We start from the raw sequence: 19,504 nt of genomic DNA, 5'->3' as shown, positions 1-19,504 counted from the left end.
CATGTTTGAAAGTATAGATATTGAAAAAGTTTCACCGATGATGCAGCACTATCTTCAAACGAAGGCTGAATACAAGGACTGCATTCTCTTTTACAGACTTGGTGACTTTTATGAACTCTTTTTTGATGATGCACAGGTAGCATCAAAGGAGTTGGAGCTTACACTTACTGGAAAGGCATGTGGCCTTGAGGAAAGAGCTCCAATGTGCGGAGTTCCATTCCATGCAGTTGATTCTTACCTTACAAAGCTTGTTTCAAGGGGCTATAAGGTAGCAATCTGTGAACAGACTGAAGATCCTAAGCTTGCTAAGGGAATAGTCAAAAGAGACGTAACAAGGATCGTAACACCCGGAACCAATCTTAATATGCAGTCCCTTGAGGAAACAAAGAACAACTATATCATGAGTGTTCTTTATTCACCTGACAGCATAGGAATCTCTATAGCTGATGTGACCACCGGAGATTATTATCTTACTGAAGTTGACTCTTTAAGAGCCTGCAACGATGAAATTGTAAAGTATATGCCATCTGAGATCATCTGTAATGAGGCCTTTACTTTTTCCGGGATCGATATAAATGATCTAAAGAACAGACTTCAGATTTTTGTAAATCCGTTAGATTCAAGGTACTATGATGAGGATTCCTGCAAAAGGCTCCTTTTAAGGCATTTTAAGGTTTCTTCTCTCATAGGACTTGGAATAGATGATTTTCCAAACGGAATAGTGGCTGCCGGATCTTTACTGCAGTATCTGACAGATATGCAGAAGTCGGATATTTCAAATATCACTCATATTTATCCTTATCTTACAAGTAAGTACATGCTGCTTGACAGCTCAACAAGGCGAAATCTTGAGCTTGTTGAGACAATGAGAGATAAGCAGAAAAGAGGAACCCTTCTGTGGGTTCTTGATAAGACCAAGACTGCCATGGGAGCCAGAACTCTTAGAAGCTTCATTGAGCAGCCCCTTATTGAAAAGGATGAGATCCTTTTAAGACAGGGTGCAGTTGATACTCTTTTGAAGAACGTCGTTACAAGAGAAGAAATCAGGGAATACTTAAATCCTGTATATGATCTTGAAAGGCTGATGTCAAAAATTGTCTTTAAGACTGCTAATCCAAGAGACCTTTTGGCATTCAGGAATTCAATCAAGATGATTCCTGCAATTATCACAGCTCTTTTGGATATTCAGGATGATCCTGAAATAAAAAAGCTTACTGAAAATCTTGATCCTTTAACTGATATCCATGATCTTATTGACAGTGCCATAGTGGAGGAACCACCACTTGCCATAAAAGAGAGCGGAATCATTAAAGACGGTTTTGACAAAGATATAGATCATTTCAGAGAAGCTGGAACTAATGGTAAAGTCTGGCTTTCACAGCTTGAAGAGGAAGAAAAAGAAAATACAGGTATAAAAAACCTTAGGATCAAATACAGCAATGTGTTTGGATATTCCTTTGAAGTTACAAACTCATTTAAGGACAAGGTGCCTGATTACTTCATCAGAAAGCAGACTCTTACTAATTGCGAGAGATATACAACACCTAAGTTAAAAGAACTTGAGGATACTATTCTTAATGCACAGGATAAGTTAAATAACCTTGAGTACGACATGTTCTGCAAGATCAGGGATTCTATAGCTCTTGAGATAAATAGAATACAGAGTACAGCTAAATCCATAGCTCTTTTGGATGTGTATGCATCACTTGCCTATGTGGCTGAAAAGAACAGATATGTTAAGCCTTCTCTTAATGAAAAGGGTATTATCAATATCAAAAACGGAAGACATCCGGTAGTTGAGAGAATGCTGGATTCTTCAGATATGTTCATTTCAAATGATACATACCTTGATAATAAAAAGCACTGCATATCAATTATTACAGGTCCTAATATGGCCGGTAAGTCAACCTATATGAGACAGTCGGCGCTTATAGTTTTAATGGCGCAGATAGGCTCTTTTGTACCTGCTGATAAAGCTGACATCTGCGTTGTTGACAGGATATTTACAAGAGTTGGTGCATCAGATGACCTTGGAAGCGGTCAGTCCACTTTTATGGTTGAGATGAATGAGGTTGCCAATATCCTCAGAAATGCAACTCCCAACTCCCTTCTTATTCTTGATGAGATAGGACGTGGTACTTCTACATATGACGGACTTGCGATAGCCTGGGCTGTAACAGAACATATCAGCAACAGAAAGATACTTGGAGCCAAGACTTTGTTTGCCACTCATTATCATGAGCTTACTGAGCTTGAGGGCAAAATGGACAATGTAAATAACTATTGCATTGCAGTTAAGGAAAATGGCGATGATATCGTATTTTTGCGTAAGATCATCAAAGGCGGTGCTGATAAGAGCTACGGTATTCAGGTTGCCAAGCTTGCAGGCGTGCCTGATATGGTAATTGACAGGGCAAAAGAGATTGTGACTGAGCTTACAGATAACGACATTACTGAAAAGGTTCAGAGCATTGCCAAAGAATCCAAAAACGATAAAAAAGTCAAAGTCCAGCACTACGATGATGTGGATATAGATCAGATGACTCTTTTTGATACAGTCACAGATGAAGATGTATTAAAAAGATTACAGGAAATAGATATAACAACACTTACTCCAATGGATGCACTTAATACGCTTTATAAGCTTCAAAGTGATTTGAAAAACAGGTGGAAAAACTAAATGGCTTTTATTAATGAACTGGACAAAAATACCATAGATCAGATTGCTGCAGGTGAAGTTGTAGAAAGGCCTGCAAGTGTTGTAAAAGAGCTTGTTGAAAATGCCATCGATTCAGGTGCAACGGCAGTTACAGTTGAGATAAAGGGCGGCGGTATCGACATGATCCGCGTAACCGATAATGGCAGCGGAATCGAAAAAAGTCAGATCCGCAAGGCCTTTAAACGTCATGCTACCAGTAAGCTTACCTGCATCGATGACCTTTATACCATTCATTCCCTTGGATTTAGAGGTGAGGCTCTTTCAAGTATCTCATCAGTTGCTCAGGTTGATATGATAACTAAGACTTCTGATGACCTTACAGGCACAAGATATACCATAAATGGCGGCGAAGAGATTTCTTTTGAAGAGATTGGAGCGCCAGATGGAACTTCACTTATAGTGAGGAATCTTTTTTACAATACTCCTGCCAGAAAGAAGTTCCTTAAGACTCCTCAGACAGAAGGAAGCTATATTGGGGATGTAATGGAGCATCTTGCTCTTGATAACCCAACAGTTTCTTTTCACTACATAAACAATAAAGAGGATAAATTCTCTACAACAGGAAACGGCGATCTTAAGGAGATAATCTACAGGATTTACGGAAGAGATATTTCTGTAAGCCTTGTTCCGATAAATGTTTCAGGTAACGGCTATACCCTTGAGGGGTATTTGGGAGAACCTTCCATAAACAGATCGAACAGGAATTTTGAGATCTTTTTTGTAAATGGAAGATATGTAAAAGATAAGGTCATGTCCAAAGCCCTTGAAGAAGGCTACAAGCAGTATCTTATGATGCATAAGTTCCCTTTTGCAGTTCTGCATCTTAGGCTTGACCCTGCTATGGTTGATGTTAATGTTCACCCTGCAAAGCTCGAGGTAAGATTTGGAAACCAGCCTGCTCTTTATGATTTCATAAGGACAAATGTAGAAAACACTCTGCGAAGTCATGAAATGATCCCTGATGCACTCCTTGGGGAGGATGAACCTGTAAAGAAAAATACCGGTAATGATGAAAATGCATTAAATGCAGGCACTGTGGCCGAGGCACCTGATAATAAAAAACCGGAAATTCTCAGTGATTTTGAAGATGATGATAAAGTTGCGGCAAAGAAAGAGGAAAAACCCCAGAAATACATTGCTCCTCAGCCCTTTGAAAAAGTCAGATTCGAAGAAAACAGGTTAAAGGAAGATGAGCCTGTTTTTGCAACTGGAATCAAGGCAGAACCAATTAAGATTGAAGATTCCAATAAATCTGCAGTCTGGACCAGAATCTTTGGCGATTCGGATGGCTCAAAGGCAAAAGAAACCGAGAAACCTTCACCTATAATCAAGCAGGATGAGGCTGTTATAGTAGAAAAGCCTGTTCAGCTTAATCTTTTTGATGAAAAGGTTCTCAGTAAGGAAAACGTAAAGGAATATGAGATAATAGGTCAGATCTTTGGAACTTATTGGATCATAGGCTTTAAGGATAAGATATTCCTTATGGATCAGCATGCCGCTCATGAAAAAGTTAATTATGAGCGTATGATGAAGAGATATAAATCAGGAGAACAGCTTTCACAGATGGTTAATCCTCCTGTTATCATTTCTCTTTCTGCAGCTGAAGAGGAGCTTTTCCTTAAATACAGACAATATTTTGAAAAACTTGGATTTAATATCGAGAACTTTGGTGGCCATGAATACGCTATGAGAGCAATTCCTGTAGATCTTTTTGGCTGTGAGAATGAAAAAGAGATGTTTATTGAGATCCTTGATGAACTCTCACATGAAACAAGCCTTGACAGAACGCCTGATGTCATCAACTACAAGATAGCAAGTATGGCTTGTAAGGCTTCAGTAAAGGGAAATACCAGAATGTCCAGGACTGAGCTTGAAGCTCTTTTAGATGAACTGCTGACACTTGAAAATCCATATAATTGCCCTCATGGAAGACCTACAATTATATCGATGTCCAAGTATGAGATTGATAAGAAATTTAAGCGAGTAGTGGAATGAGTAAACAAAAGCTTGTTGTTTTAACAGGACCAACTGCAGTTGGTAAATCAAAGCTATCAATTGAACTTGCAAAAGCTATTGGCGGAGAGATAATCTCCGCTGATTCTATGCAGGTCTATAAATATATGAATATCGGAACTGATAAGATATCTCCCGAGAAAATGGGAGGAGTAAGGCACCACCTTATAGATTTTCTTGATCCCAAGGAAGATTTTAATGTCTTTTTGTTTCAAAAGCTTGTAAAAGAAGCTATAGATGATATTTCTTCAAGAGGAAAAGTTCCGATTCTTGTTGGTGGTACAGGCTTTTATATTCAGGCTGTACTTCGTGACATAGATTTTACAGAAACTGATGAGGATGATTCCTATAGAAAAGAGCTTGAGAAAAGAGCGGAAAACGGTGAAGGCCATAAACTCTTTGAAGAGCTGAAAAAAGTGGATCCTCAGTCGGCGGAAATAATTCATGAGAACAACTCTAAGCGTGTTATAAGAGCCTTGGAGTATTATAAAAAGACAGGAAAAAAGATATCAGAACACAATAAAGAGCAGAGTAACAATGATTCGCCGTATGATTTTACCTACTTTGTATTGACAGATGATAGAAAAACGTTATACTCACGCATAGACGCTCGCGTCGATAAAATGATATCCGATGGGCTTGAACAGGAGGTAAGGGATCTTGTTAAGATGGACATCCCAATGACGGCAACGTCAATGCAAAGCCTTGGATACAGGGAAATGATCGGATATTTAAATGGCGAATACGACCTTGATAGAGCTATTTATCTGATAAAGCTCAACACAAGGCACTTTGCGAAGAGACAGCTTACCTGGTTTAGACGTGAAAGAGATGTAATATGGCTTGATAAAGAAGCTTTCGGCCATGATGAAGATTTAATATTGAAAGAGATGCTTAGGATTTATGGAAATGAACAGTAATATGTATGAAGCCCTTGGTATATCAAGGGAAGTTTATGAGTTTGGAGAAAAGATTTTAAAGGAGCTTGAGCCAAGATTTAAGGCCATAGATGAGACTGCTGAGTACAATCAGCTTAAGGTTCTTAAGGCAATGCAGGATAATAAGGTTAGTGAAGCCTGCCTTCTTGGAACTACAGGCTACGGATATAACGATATCGGAAGAGAAAAGCTTGAAGCAGTCTATGCCTCAGTTTTCCATGCAGAGGATGCTCTTGTAAGACCTCAGATCACATGCGGAACACATGCACTTGCACTTGCTCTTATGAGTAACCTTCGCCCGGGAGATATGCTTTTTTCTCCTGTTGGAAAGCCTTACGATACATTGGAAGAAGTAATCGGAATAAGACCTTCAAAGGGTTCACTTGCTGAGTATGGAGTTTCATATTCACAGGTAGATCTTTTACCTGACGGAAGCTTTGATTATGAGAATATCAAAAAAGTATTACTTGAAAATGAGAATATCAAGCTTGTAACTATCCAGAGATCAAAGGGATATCAGACAAGACCTACACTTTCTGTAGAGAGGATCGGAGAACTCATAAGCTTTATCAAGGGCATTAAAAAAGACGTTCTCTGTATGGTTGATAACTGCTATGGAGAGTTTGTTGAGAGAATTGAACCTACAGATCTGGGCGCAGATATGGTTGTTGGTTCACTGATAAAGAACCCTGGTGGCGGACTTGCCCCAATTGGTGGATATATTGCAGGTAAAAAAGAGTGTGTTGAAAATGCAGCTTTCAGACTTACTTCCCCAGGACTTGGTAAGGAAGTTGGAGCTTCTCTTGGAATCCTTCCTCAGTTTTATCAGGGATTCTTCCTTGCACCTACTGTAACGGCTTCAGCCTTAAAGGGTGCAATATTTGCAGCAAATATCTATGAAAAACTTGGCTTTGATGTTTGTCCTAACGGAAGCGAAGACAGATTTGATATTATTCAGGCAGTTACTTTTGGCAAACCTGAGGGAGTTATTGCTTTCTGTGAGGGAATTCAGGCTGCAGCGCCGGTTGATTCTTTTGTTACACCAGAGCCTTGGGATATGCCTGGCTATGATGCACAGGTTATCATGGCTGCAGGAGCATTTGTATCAGGCTCCTCCATTGAGCTTTCAGCCGATGGACCTATAAAAGAGCCATATTCAGTATTTTTCCAGGGTGGACTTACCTGGCCACACGCAAAATATGGTATTTTAAAGACTTTGCAAAAGCTTTATGATGTAAAAATGGTATCTTTGTGATAAACTATTAGCTGTACCATTTTGTACTTTTCTGATTGCCTGGAGAAGCGGCGCATTGCGTTATATCAGAAAGGTAAAGATGAATACAATAAATAATAAGATGTTTGGAAGCAGTGCCTATAAGGAAATGCTTCCTTATGAGCGCTTTATAAGTGCAGGACCGGAGTGCCTTACAGATGCTGAACTGCTTGCAATCATCATTCGCACAGGCAGTGGCAATTCCTCACCAATAGAAATTGCCCATGAGATATTAAGCTTGTCCAATGGTAAAGAGAGAGGACTAAACGGGCTTTTTTCTCTGACACTTGATGAACTGAAAAGTGTGCATGGCATTGGAGAAGTTAAGGCTGTTAAGCTAAAATGCCTTACGGAGCTTGCTAAGAGAATGGCTGTCCAAAGTTCTTTTAGCGGAACTTTCTTTGAGTCTTCAAGTCAGATCGCATCTATATATATGGAAAAAATGCGGCATGAAGAAAGGGAAAAGGCAGTGCTTCTTTGCCTCAATAATAAGCATAAGCTTATAAATGAATCTGTATTATCAATAGGTACGGTTAATTCAGCTTTGGTGTCTCCCAGAGACATATTCACGCATGCGCTTAAAAGTAGTGCATCTTGTATAGTTCTTTTGCATAATCATCCAAGCGGAGATCCGACTCCGTCGAGGGCAGATGCGGAACTTACTAGTAAGATCAGCGAATCAGGCAATATGCTTGATATCAGGCTTATAGATCATATTATAATAGGAAATCAGTCATATTACAGCTTTGGAGAAAAAGGGCTTTTATGGCAATAAGGAGAAGAAATGGCTAATATTTTTGGAATTGATCTTGGAACAAGCAATATCAAAATCTTCAACAGGGATGAGGACAGTCTTACAGTAGAAAAGAACATGATCGCTATTGAGAATAAGACTAATATCTTCGCTTATGGAAACTCTGCATACGAGATGTATGAAAAAGCTCCTGACAAGATCAAGATATCATATCCTCTTAACAGCGGTGTTATTGCTGATATTGAGCATATGGAGACACTTGTTAAACTCTTTATAACAGATCAGATGAAGGGCAGCGTTAAGCCTTGTGATGTTTATATTGCAGTACCTAAGGATGTTACAGAAGTTGAGAGAAGAGCTTTCCATGATCTTATCAATGACGCCGGGATCAAGGCAAAAAAGATCATGATGGTTAAAAAGCCTCTTGCTGACGGACTTGGAATGAACGTAGATGTTATGAATTCTCAGGGCGTTTTAGTTGTAAATGTTGGCTATGACACAACAGAGATCTCAATCCTTTCACTTCGCGGTATCGTTGTAAGTAAGCTTATTAAGGTGGGCGGCAAGAAGTTTGATGAATCTATCAGAAACGTAATCCGTAAGGAATTCGGACTTCTTATTGGTGAAAAGACATCTGAAAACGTTAAGATTTCTCTTAAGGAACTCGAAAAAGAGGGTAAAGAAGCTGTTGTATACGGAAGAGACATTGTTACAGGACTTCCTGTTGAGAGAAAGATCCCTACAGATCTTCTTAACCAGGCACTTGTTGAGAACTTTGATGTTATTCTTGATAATGTTAAAGCTACTCTTGAGAAGACTCCACCTGAACTTGCTGCTGATATCTTTAAACATGGATTATATCTCACAGGTGGTGCTTCACAGGTTTGTCACCTTGCACAGAGACTTAGTAATGGTGTTGGACTTAACGTAAATATCGCTGAGAACCCTATTGGTTCAGGCGCGCTTGGTCTTGCCAAGATTATTAAAGATGATCAGTATAAACCTCTTGCATATGGAATCGAAGAGGATAGATAAATGAGTCCCATCATAAGGCAAAGAGGAGAAGAATTTACCCTTCCAAGTAAATATCTCCTCTTTATTTTAACAATTCTATGTACGGCGTTAATTGTTATTACATTTAACACTAATCTGTTTACGGGTCCTTTGAACTCGTTTGCAGGTGTTTTTGTTGTGCCATTTCAAAAGGGAATCACAATCTGTTCAAGCTATATAAAAGAGACTACAGATAAACTTGCCTCCATCACACAGCTTCTTGATGAAAACGAGAGACTAAAGAGTCAGATAGATGAGCTCACTATTGCCAATACAAACCTGGAACAGGAAAAATATGAGCTCACTGAGCTTCGTGAATTATATGAACTTGATTCAAAATATAGTGATTACCCTAAGACCGGAGCCAGGATCATCGCCAAGGATGCGGGCAACTGGTATTATTCTTTTGTTATAGATAAGGGCTCTGATGATGGTATTGCAATCGATATGAATGTCATTGCAGGTGCAGGTCTTGTTGGAAGAGTAATTGACGTTGGACCAGACTGGGCAAAGGTTCAGTCTATAATAGCTGATAATTCTGCTGTGAGCGGAATGGTTCTTTCTTCTTCTGATAACCTTATCGTTACAGGAGACCTAGAGCTCTACAGAAGTGGATATATAAGCTTTTCTAAACTTGTTGATGATGCAGATAAGGTCAGCATCGGTGACAAGATAGTAACTTCAAATATCAGTGATAAGTATCTTCCCGGAATTCTGATAGGATATATTTCTACTTTGGAAGATGATTCAAATAATCTTACTAAGTCAGGAACTCTTTCTCCTGCAGTGGACTTTGAACATATGAATGAAGTACTGGTGATATTACAAGTTAAGAATAATGGTGGAAATTAAGATTTTTTATGAATATTAGGCGTATACTTGTAAACTTCATATTTATCATAGTTTCATTTATTTTACAGACTACGCTTTTCAGGGCACTGGACTTTGGTGGAATAGCGCCCAATGTCCTTATGATAATGACTTCTTCGACAGCTTTTATCAAGGGAGATAAAGCGGGACTTTTAACAGGCTTTTTTTGCGGCCTTTTAGTCGATATTTTCTTTGGAACATATCTGGGCTTTTTTGCACTTATCTACATGTATATTGGATTTATTGTAGGAAAGCTTCACATTATCTTTTTTTCACAAAATGTTGCTATCCCAATCATGGTAATAACAATATCAGACTTTGTTTTTGGCTTTGTCTGTTATATCCTGATGTTCTTGTTCAGGACCAAATTTAATATAGGCTATTACATGCAGACAGTAATAATACCTGAAGTTGTGTATACAGCTATCGTAGCTATATTTATTTATCCGATCATCCTTAAGGTCAATAATATAATTGACGAAAAGGAACAAAGGAGCGCCAAGAAATTTGTTTGATGAAGTAAAAGAAAACATTATTAAATTTATAACTTCCAGAGCAGTAATAGTTTCTTTTGTTCTGTTTACTTTAGCCTGTGTAATGATATACAGGCTTTTTTCGCTGCAGGTAATAAATGGCGAGTATTATCTTGATACCTTTAAGTTAAGAATAAAAAAAGAAAAGACTATAGCTGCTACAAGAGGAAATATCTATGACAGAAACGGCAATCTTTTAGCTTACAATGAACTTGCCAATTCTGTAACTATAGAGGACGTTTATAAGTCTGGATCCGGCAAAAATACAGCTATCAACCAGACATTAAATGCTCTTATAGATATCATCGAAGAAAATGGTGATACAGTAGATCAGGATTTCAATATTATCCTCAATGAGAGCAATGAATTTGAGTTTAAGGTCACAGGAAATTCACTTCTAAGATTCCTGGCAGATGTTTATGGACATACATCTATTAATGACCTTAAGTACGAGGAAAAGACAAAAACTCCTGAGAATGTTATTGATGACCTATGCAAAAAGTTTGGTGTAGGAGAGTATGAAACTCCAGGAGTTTCTTCTTCTTTTGTAGCAAGAAGAGGCTATAACAATGACAGAGCACTTAAGATTCTGACAGTTCGTTACAATATGGATTCTAACAGTTATCAGAAGTACATTGATACTACAGTTGCTTCTGATGTAAGCGATCAGACAGTTGCTGATGTTATGGAGAATCTGGGCATGCTTGAAGGTGTTTCTATTGAGGAGAACACAGCCAGAAAGTATGTTGATGCGCAGTATTTTTCACATCTTCTTGGTTATACCGGTAAGGTTTCAGAGGATGAACTTGCTGAGCTTCAGCAGATAAATTCAAGCTATGGACTTAATGATACTGTTGGTAAGTCTGGAATTGAGCAGGCTATGGAGTCTGTACTTCAGGGTACAAAGGGATCTGAGACCGTTTACGTAGATAATACAGGTCAGGTTATCGAGACCAGCAATTATGTGGATTCTATTGCCGGTAACGATGTTTATCTTACTATTGATAAGGATCTGACTGAAGCCTGCTACGATATTATTGAGCAGTCACTTGCAGGTATCCTTGTTTCCAAGATCCAGAATGTAAAGACATACACATATACAGAGACAAGTAGTTCAAGCAGCATTGTTATCCCGATTTACGACGTTTATTATGCAATTTTTGATAACGATGTTGTGGACATACCTCATTTTGCTGAGGATGACGCAAAAGAAACAGAGAAAGCAGTATATGAAGCATTCACAAGTAAGAATGCTACAGTTCTTTCAAGACTCAGGGAAGAATTTGAAACTGTAAAAACTCCTTATAATGCCCTTAGCAGTGAATATCAGTGGTACATGAGCCATATTGCATCAATGCTTTATTCCGATGGGGTTATCAATTCTACTCTTGTAGATAAAGAAGATGATGTATATGTTGCCTGGACAACAGATGAGACAATTTCTCTGACTGAGTATTTAAAATATGCTATCGCCATGAACTGGATCGATGTTTCTAAACTCAGCATCGACAATCAGTATGCCGATTCTGAAGAAATCTTTGCTCAGATAGTAGATTATATCATTGATAAGATGTCATCTGATTACGATTTCCAGACAAGACTCTATAAATATCTTCTACTGGATGGAAACATAAGTGGCACTCAGGTTTGTAACCTTCTTCTTGAACAGGGAAAAGTTACATTGTCAGATGAAGAGCAGGGAATATGGGATAGAGGCGGAGAGACAGCCTATACCTTTATGACTAACAGGATATCCAACCTGGATATTACACCTGCTCAGCTTGCTCTTGATCCCTGCACAGGATCAATGGTTGTTACAGATGTTAATTCAGGTGATGTACTGGCTATAGTTTCGTATCCAGGATATGATAACAACAAAATGGCAAACGGCGTTGATGCTGAATACTATGCCAAGCTTAGAAGTGACAAATCAAATCCTCTGTACAATTATGCCACACAGCAGAAGACAGCTCCAGGTTCAACATTTAAGATTGTTTCTGCTACAGCAGGTCTTACGGAAGGAGTTATTACAACTGATTCCACAATTTTCTGCGGAGGTATTTTTGATAAGCTTGATCACCCGCCAAGGTGTTGGATTTATCCAAGTGGGCACGGTAACTTAAATGTTACAGGAGGTATTCGTAATTCATGTAACGTATTTTTCTATGAAGTTGGTTACAGACTTGGCCTTTTGGGCAGTTCTTATTCCTCAGAAACCGGTCTTGAAAAACTTGCCCAGTATGCCGATATGTATGGCCTCACAGAAAAATCAGGTATAGAAATTGCAGAATCAGAGCCTTCTGTATCAGATCAGGACGCTGTACGTTCTGCTATTGGACAGGGTAGTCATTCATATACAACTATAGGACTTGCAAGATATGTAACAACTATTGCAAACAGTGGTACATGTTATAATCTTTCTCTTATAGATAAAACTACTGATTCAAGCGGCAATCTGCTTGAAGAGTACAGTGCATCTGTCAGAAATACTATCGATATGCCACAGTCTTACTGGAATGCTATTCATTTAGGTATGAGACAGGTTGTACAGGACAAATCCTATTATGCAAATCTTGGAGTTAACGTAGCCGGTAAGACAGGTACAGCGCAGGAATCAAAGAGCAGACCAAACCACTCACTCTTTATTTGTTATGCACCTTATGAAAAGCCTGAAATTGCAATAGCAACACGAATTGCTTATGGTTATACCTCAAGCTATGCTGCACAGATCACAAAAGAAGCTCTTTCTTATTACTTTGAACTTAGAGATGAGGATGATATTCTTTCAGGTACAGCAAGAGAACTTCAGGATGGTGCTACAAACGCCGATTAATGGGGGAAAAATGTTAAAGAAATACAAGATAATGGATTATGACTTTCCTTTGGTCATAATGGTAATTGGTCTTACAATATTTGGAATAATGGCTATCAGCTCAGCTAACCCGTCCTATGTCTCCAAACAGACAGCAGGTATGGTCTTTGGCGTGGTTTTAATGGTTTTTATTTCACTACTTGATTATTCGTTTTTGATAAAACTTTATATTCCGTTTTATATATTGAATGTAGCTCTTTTGGGCCTTGTTTTATCTCCTTTGGGAAGCAGCACAAACGGAGCTCAAAGATGGATAAATCTATTTGGAATAACATTCCAGCCATCTGAGGCGGCCAAAATTTTATTGATTTTATTTTATGCTCAGTTTATCATGAAATATAAGGACAAAGTTAAGAACATAAGCTTTGTTCTGATTTGCTTGGCACTGCTTGCGCTTCCCTTGGGGCTTATCTTTAAGCAGCCCGACCTTTCAACATGCATAATGGTAATGATGATTTTTTCATCAATGATCTTTGTTGCCGGGGTGAATTGGAAGTTAGTCGTCTTTGTTTTATCTGTTTCTATTCCTTCAGTATTATTTATAATTTATAATGCTGTTCAGGAAGACAGCAGTATTCTTAAGGACTATCAGCAGCGTAGAATTCTTGCATGGCTACATCCTGAAGAGTATGCTAATTCTGAGGCTTATCAGACACTTAATTCTATGATGGCTATTGGTTCAGGTCAGCTTTACGGCAAGGGTTATAACACCAATGAGATAAGCTCTGTTCTTAATGGCGGATTTATATCAGAGTCCCAGACAGACTTCATTTTCACTGTTATCGGTGAAGAGTTTGGTTTCATTGGGGCATGTATTGTTGTGGTTTTGATTCTTGGTATTGCCATTGAATGCTTCATGATCTCAATGAGGGCCAAGGATAAAGCGGGTGAAGTAATTGCTGCCGGCGTTGGAGGCTGGATTGGCTTCCAGGGAATTATAAACATAGGAGTTGCAACCGGAGTCTTGCCTAATACAGGACTTCCACTTCCTTTCGTAAGTGCCGGTCTAACTTCGCTTTTAAGTGTTTATGTAGGCATTGGCTTCGTGCTAAATGTCAGACTTCAAGGAAATAAATATATTTTGGGGAGAGGTTAAAGTATATGAATATAGCTTTAATTGCACATGATGCGAAAAAGAAACTTATGCAGAATTTCTGCATAGCTTATAGAGGAATTCTTAGTAGAAATGATCTTTATGCCACAGGAACTACAGGAAGACTTGTAGAAGAAGTAACAAATCTTTCAATTCACAAGTATCTTGCAGGACATCTTGGAGGTGCTCAGCAACTTGGAGCAGCAATTGAGCACAACGAAATCGATCTTGTGATCTTTTTAAGAGATCCATTAACAGTAAAATCTCATGAACCTGATATCAGCAATATTATGTCACTTTGTGATATGCATAATATTCCTGTTGCCACCAATCTGGCATCAGCAGAGCTTTTACTTAAGTCATTGGATAGGGGAGATTTTGAGTGGCGTGAGATGTACAAGTAAGATAGCTTTATTATTGTGTCTTTTAGTAGGAACAACTGGACTTACCGGCTGTTCTTACTTTTCATATTCTGCAAAGTACGCTGTATCTTCATCAAGCGAAGATGTCAGAAATACTTACTTTTATCCAACTTTCGCTTCAGATCTTTGTGTTGCAGGCGGTGACATAACAGGAGATGAGGATGTAATTTCTTCTGATGTCAGTGCCGGTCTTTTTGATCTCAATAACAGAGAAACTTTATATGCCAAAAATGTTAATCTTCAGGTTCATCCTGCAAGTCTGACAAAAGTAATGACTGCTCTTGTTGCTTTAAAATACGGCAAACTTGATCAGGTTCTTGTTGCGGACAGTAATGTCTATGTAAATGAAAGCGGAGCACAAAAGGTGAATCTTAAAGAGGGTGACAGATTAACTCTTGATCAGGCCCTTAGGATACTTCTCATATATTCAGCTAATGATGTAGCTAATCTTATTGCCACCAATATTGGCGGATCCATCGAAGGTTTTGCAGAATTGATGAATAAGGAAGCACTTGCTATCGGAGCTACAAATTCTCATTTTACAAATCCTCACGGTTTAACTGATGATGACCACTATGTTACAGCTTATGATATGTATATGATATTCAATGCTGCAATGCAGTATGAAACATTCAGTGAAATTATAAATATGACTGAATACAGTACAAACTATCTTGATTCTTCAGGAAACTCAAAAGATGTTTCTGTATCCAGCACAAATGCATATCTTTCAGGCAGTCAGTCAGCGCCTATGGGTGTTACTGTAATTGGAGGTAAAACCGGTACAACATCTGCTGCCGGTCATTGCCTTATCCTGCTTGCAAGAGATACAAACGGAAGTCCTTACATCGCAGTTATCATGCGTGATACAGACAGCGGTACACTTTACTCAGACATGTCATCTTTGCTTGGAGAAATAACCAAATAGAGTTGTTTTTTAACATGTAATATTCTATAATTATTACAAGAATTTAAATTCTAACTAGCAGGAGGGTATGCCGATGGTTCAGTTAATTGTTGGGAAAAAGGGTAAAGGAAAGACAAAATGTTTATTGGACAAGGTTAATACCGAGGTTAAGAATGTACTCGGAAGCGTAGTATTTCTTGATAAGAACACCAAGCACATGTATGAATTAAACAATAAGATCAGACTTATTGTAGTTCCAGAGTTTATGATTTCAAATTCTGATGAGTTTATCGGATTCGTAAGTGGTATTATTTCTCAGGACCACGATCTCCAACAGATGTATTTTGATGGATTTTTAAATATCTCTTGTCTCGAGGGCAAGGACATAACAGAAACTATTGACAAACTCGAAAAGCTTTCTGAGAAGTTCAATATTGATTTCATCTTAAGTGTCTCAATGGATGAATCAGAGCTTCCTGAAAATGTTAAATCCAAGGTTGTAATTTCACTTTAATTTTAAAGTATAATGTATATAAGCCGCGGGCTTTCCGCGGCTTATATATTGTAAAAAAAGTATAAAAGGTTGGGAAAATGGCTAAGAAAAACAGCCGTGTAACAAAATATCCGGGCAATATAAATAATATAAACATTGGAATGATATTCTTTTCTGTAATGGCTATATATATCGTTATCAGTGTAATTACTTATATGCGCAGGGATCATATAGTCGGATATCAGGTTAAAGAGGGAGCTCTTTCAACAAATAATATTTATGATGCTGTGGCTGTTCGTACAGAGAAGATCATAACCAGTGACAATGCAGGCTATGTCAATTATTTCGCAACAGAAGGCGGAAGAGTTGCAGTAGGCAATCTGGTTTATACAGTTGATGAGTCAGGTCAACTTCTTGAGTATCTTAAATCACAGGGTTCTGAAGAAGTTGCACTTGGGGATGAAGACTTATCTGAGCTTCGAAGCCAGATAGTAAATTTTGATTCATCTTTTGATCCTCAGAATTTCTATACCGTATATGATTTTAAGGTCAGCATAGATGGTACTGTTCAGAAGCTATCAAACAGCAGTATCTTACAGAATATCCAGTCACTTAATTCAAGTAGTGGAACACTTTCATCCATTGGATATAAAAATGCTCCTGATACAGGAATTGTTGTTTATTCTATCGATGGATACGAGGATCTGACGCTTGAGACCATGACTTTGGATAAGCTCGATCAAAAGAACTATGAAAAGACTCAGCTTATCAATAATACACTTGTTAAGGCAGGAGATCCTGTATATAAGCTCTGCACAAGTGAAGAGTGGTCTATCATCATAAATGAGCAAGATCCTGAAAGACTGCAGGAATTTGAGGAGCTTGAATATATCAAGGTAAGATTCATTAAAAACCAGGATGAATCCTGGGGTAAGGTCACTACCTATACCAATGTTGATGGCCAAAGCTTTGTTCAGCTCACATTTACCAATTCCATGATCACATTCTGCAGGGACAGATTTTTAAATGTCGAGCTTATAACAGAGGATGAGACAGGACTTAAGATTCCTAATTCATCAATTGTAAATAAGAGTTTTTTCCTGATTCCTAAGGCTTATCTTATAAGTAATAATGATAATACCTCCGGAGTTCTTAGAGAAAAGTACGATGAACAGGGAAATGCTACTACTGAGTTTGTTTCTCTTAATGTATATAATGAGACAGATACCGAGTATTATATTGATACTGATACATTAAGGGCTGGCGATACGCTTATTAAGCCTGATTCCAACGAAAGATATACAGTTAGTAAGACAGATACTCTTATTGGGGTTTATAATATAAACAAAGGCTATGCAGATTTCAGACAGGTAAAGATACTTTATCAGAACGATGAATACGCCATAGTTCGTTCCAATACTATGTATGGACTTAATGTGTATGACTACATTGTTCTTGATTCATCTACAGTTGATGAGAATTCCGGTAATGCAGATGAGGCATCTGACAGTTCAGGAGATGAAAGTGAAGGCATAGATGAGAGTTCGTATGAGAGTAGCTCGGATGATAATAGCGCTCAGGACTCATCTGATACAGCCGCATATGAAGATTCTGCTGCTTCTTCAAGCGAGTCATCTGATGAAGTAAGTGAGGAATCTACTGAAGAGTCTACGGAAGACGCATCTGATGATTCATCAGGAGCGGTATCTTCTCAAGTATAAAAAATTTAAATTTGTTTAAAAATACCATATAAATTTGACATAATACGTAAAACTACGATAATATTATATGAGATTTTGTTGGGAAAAATAAATGTGAGGAGCATTAGATAAAATGAGTGTAATGGATAAATTCTTAAAAGCAATTCAGCTTAATGGGGATGAAGATGGTTATTATGACGAGGATGACACTTATTATGATGGTGGATCCAAGATCGAGTCAATAAATAATCAGGCTCCAATTGGTAAGGATGATCCCACTATTGATGTTTCCGAGGAAAAAGCAAAAAAGCCTGCACCAAAGGTTGTTCCATCCAGGTCAAAGAAAGCTTTATCAGCTGCCGGTATGGAAGTTTGCGTGATCAAACCTACTTCTGTTGAGGATGCAAGGGAGATAACAGAAACACTTTTAGCAAATCGCACAGTTGTGCTTAATTTAGAAGGTCTTGACGTAGATATCGCACAGAGGATCATAGATTTTACATCAGGTTCAACTTTTGCAATTTCAGGTAATCTTCAGAAGATATCAAGATACATCTTCATTATTACACCGGCATCAGTTGATATTTCAGGCGATTTCCAGAATATTTTGAGTGGCTTTGGTAGCGGAATACCAGAGGGACCTCATCAAATCGATTAATATTACAAGCTGCTGCATTCGCGGCAGCTTAATTTTTTATGTTTTGCTCAGTTACCAGTGTGTATTGAAATATACGTTAAAGAATGAAGGATACGAGGTATGGAAAGTTTAGTTATTAACTATGGTGGGAAGCCATGTTATGAGATCATGTTTGAAAAGGATTTTGAGAGCTTAAGCGGAAAAGTTAAAGAGCTTGGCTTTGAGGGTAGAAAGATTGCAATAATTACTGACAGTAATGTTGAGAAGTTATATGCAAAGGATGTTCAGAAGGAACTTGATAAGGTATCAAAGACAGTTATAACTTATGCAATCCCTGCAGGTGAAGAGAATAAAAATCTTAAAGAGATTGAGAAAATATATAAGGTTTTGATCGAAAATCATTTTGACAGACATGACCTTATTGTTGCACTTGGTGGCGGTGTAGTCGGTGATATGGCTGGTTTTGCTTCTGCAACATATCTTAGGGGAATTGATTTTATTCAGATCCCTACAACTCTTTTGGCTCAGACAGACAGTAGCATTGGCGGTAAGACAGGGGTAGATTTTGACGAGTATAAAAACATGGTAGGTGCATTCCACATGCCTCGCCTTGTTTATATGAATATTTCTACACTTAATTCTTTAAGTGACAGACAGTATGCTTCAGGCTTTGCTGAAGTAATGAAACATGGTCTTATTAAAGACGCTTCTTTCTATTCATGGCTTATTGAGAACATGTATGAGATTGAAGACAAGGATACAGACGTAGTTCTTGAGATGGTAAGAAGAAGCTGCGAGATCAAGAAGGCAGTTGTAGAAAAAGATCCTACAGAAAAGGGAGACAGAGCACTTCTTAACTTTGGACATACTCTTGGACATGCTATTGAAAAGGCAAAAGGATTTTCACTTACTCATGGTGAGTGCGTAGCTTTGGGCTGCGTTGCTGCAGCTTTTATCTCATGGAAAAAAGAGCTGATCGCTATGGAAGAATATTACGAGATCAGAGATATGTTTGTTCCTTTTAACCTTCCAATATCTGTAGAAGATCTTGAGCCTTCTGAGGTAATAAAGCTTACAAGGTCAGATAAAAAAGCTGATGGAGATAAGATCAAGTTTATTCTCCTTAAAAAGATCGGAAAAGCATTTATTGACACTAGTGTCACTGAAGATGAGATGAATGCTGCTTTAAATGAAATTATCTACGTTGAGAATGGAGACTGATAAGTT

The 19,504-nt window shown here is 38.1% G+C and carries 16 protein-coding genes; all 16 read left to right on the top strand.

Translation table 11 applies throughout. The features are described 5' to 3' along the window. The first annotated feature begins 1 nt into the window (after window position 1). The 16 genes from mutS (at window position 2) to aroB (ending at window position 19,498) form a co-directional block, all read left to right on the top strand. A complete protein-coding gene (gene mutS, locus G585_RS0109030) occupies window positions 2-2,680 on the top strand; it encodes a DNA mismatch repair protein MutS (RefSeq protein WP_022774482.1) in 2,679 nt (892 codons plus the stop codon). Further along, the gene (gene mutL / locus G585_RS0109025) at window positions 2,681-4,714 is read left to right on the top strand and encodes a DNA mismatch repair endonuclease MutL (RefSeq protein ID WP_022774481.1); all 2,034 of its coding nucleotides are present in this window, start codon (window positions 2,681-2,683) and stop codon (window positions 4,712-4,714) included. After that, window positions 4,711-5,652 (top strand): tRNA (adenosine(37)-N6)-dimethylallyltransferase MiaA, encoded by a 942-nt coding sequence (gene miaA, locus G585_RS0109020; protein ID WP_022774479.1) that lies wholly within the window; start codon window positions 4,711-4,713, stop codon window positions 5,650-5,652. The genes mutL and miaA overlap by 4 nt, the downstream gene beginning before the upstream one ends. Then, on the top strand, window positions 5,642-6,925 hold the full coding sequence (locus G585_RS0109015; protein WP_026663895.1) for a methionine gamma-lyase family protein: 1,284 nt from the start codon (window positions 5,642-5,644) through the stop codon (window positions 6,923-6,925). Before miaA ends, G585_RS0109015 begins: the two co-directional genes overlap by 11 nt. A gap of 79 nt (window positions 6,926-7,004) precedes the next feature. Beyond that, on the top strand, window positions 7,005-7,718 hold the full coding sequence (radC, locus tag G585_RS0109010) for a RadC family protein (RefSeq protein ID WP_051142982.1): 714 nt from the start codon (window positions 7,005-7,007) through the stop codon (window positions 7,716-7,718). A gap of 9 nt (window positions 7,719-7,727) precedes the next feature. Beyond that, a complete protein-coding gene (gene mreB, locus G585_RS0109005) occupies window positions 7,728-8,732 on the top strand; it encodes a rod shape-determining protein (RefSeq protein ID WP_022774475.1) in 1,005 nt (334 codons plus the stop codon). Beyond that, window positions 8,733-9,602: a rod shape-determining protein MreC gene (gene mreC, locus G585_RS0109000; RefSeq protein WP_022774473.1), complete on the top strand. Its 870-nt coding sequence runs from the start codon at window positions 8,733-8,735 to the stop codon at window positions 9,600-9,602. An 8-nt stretch (window positions 9,603-9,610) separates the two neighbouring features. Continuing rightward, entirely contained in the window at window positions 9,611-10,135 is a 525-nt protein-coding gene (gene mreD, locus G585_RS0108995) for a rod shape-determining protein MreD (protein WP_022774472.1), read from the top strand. After that, window positions 10,128-12,986 carry a penicillin-binding transpeptidase domain-containing protein gene (locus tag G585_RS0108990; protein ID WP_022774471.1) on the top strand — a complete coding sequence of 953 codons (2,859 nt, stop codon included), beginning with the start codon at window positions 10,128-10,130 and terminating at the stop codon, window positions 12,984-12,986. The genes mreD and G585_RS0108990 overlap by 8 nt, the downstream gene beginning before the upstream one ends. A 10-nt stretch (window positions 12,987-12,996) precedes the next feature. Continuing rightward, window positions 12,997-14,121: an FtsW/RodA/SpoVE family cell cycle protein gene (locus tag G585_RS0108985; RefSeq protein ID WP_022774469.1), complete on the top strand. Its 1,125-nt coding sequence runs from the start codon at window positions 12,997-12,999 to the stop codon at window positions 14,119-14,121. A gap of 5 nt (window positions 14,122-14,126) precedes the next feature. Further along, on the top strand, window positions 14,127-14,522 hold the full coding sequence (mgsA, locus tag G585_RS0108980; protein WP_022774468.1) for a methylglyoxal synthase: 396 nt from the start codon (window positions 14,127-14,129) through the stop codon (window positions 14,520-14,522). Continuing rightward, window positions 14,506-15,468, top strand: coding sequence for a D-alanyl-D-alanine carboxypeptidase family protein (locus tag G585_RS0108975; RefSeq protein WP_022774466.1), 963 nt, complete (start codon window positions 14,506-14,508; stop codon window positions 15,466-15,468). The genes mgsA and G585_RS0108975 overlap by 17 nt, the downstream gene beginning before the upstream one ends. A 73-nt stretch (window positions 15,469-15,541) precedes the next feature. Beyond that, on the top strand, window positions 15,542-15,961 hold the full coding sequence (locus tag G585_RS0108970) for a hypothetical protein (RefSeq protein ID WP_022774465.1): 420 nt from the start codon (window positions 15,542-15,544) through the stop codon (window positions 15,959-15,961). Between the two features lie 77 nt (window positions 15,962-16,038). Further along, the gene (locus tag G585_RS17685; protein ID WP_022774463.1) at window positions 16,039-17,661 is read left to right on the top strand and encodes an HlyD family efflux transporter periplasmic adaptor subunit; all 1,623 of its coding nucleotides are present in this window, start codon (window positions 16,039-16,041) and stop codon (window positions 17,659-17,661) included. 112 nt (window positions 17,662-17,773) lie between these two features. Beyond that, the gene (locus G585_RS0108960; protein ID WP_022774462.1) at window positions 17,774-18,298 is read left to right on the top strand and encodes a cell division protein SepF; all 525 of its coding nucleotides are present in this window, start codon (window positions 17,774-17,776) and stop codon (window positions 18,296-18,298) included. Between the two features lie 99 nt (window positions 18,299-18,397). After that, on the top strand, window positions 18,398-19,498 hold the full coding sequence (gene aroB, locus G585_RS0108955; RefSeq protein WP_022774460.1) for a 3-dehydroquinate synthase: 1,101 nt from the start codon (window positions 18,398-18,400) through the stop codon (window positions 19,496-19,498). Window positions 19,499-19,504: the final 6 nt, after the last annotated feature.

It is taken from the genome of Butyrivibrio sp. AE2015 (genome assembly GCF_000420825.1).
In the GTDB taxonomy this organism is placed as follows: Bacteria; Bacillota; Clostridia; order Lachnospirales; family Lachnospiraceae; genus Butyrivibrio.
Note: the sequence above shows the minus strand (reverse complement) of the source record. Positions and strands in the feature narration are given on the sequence as shown.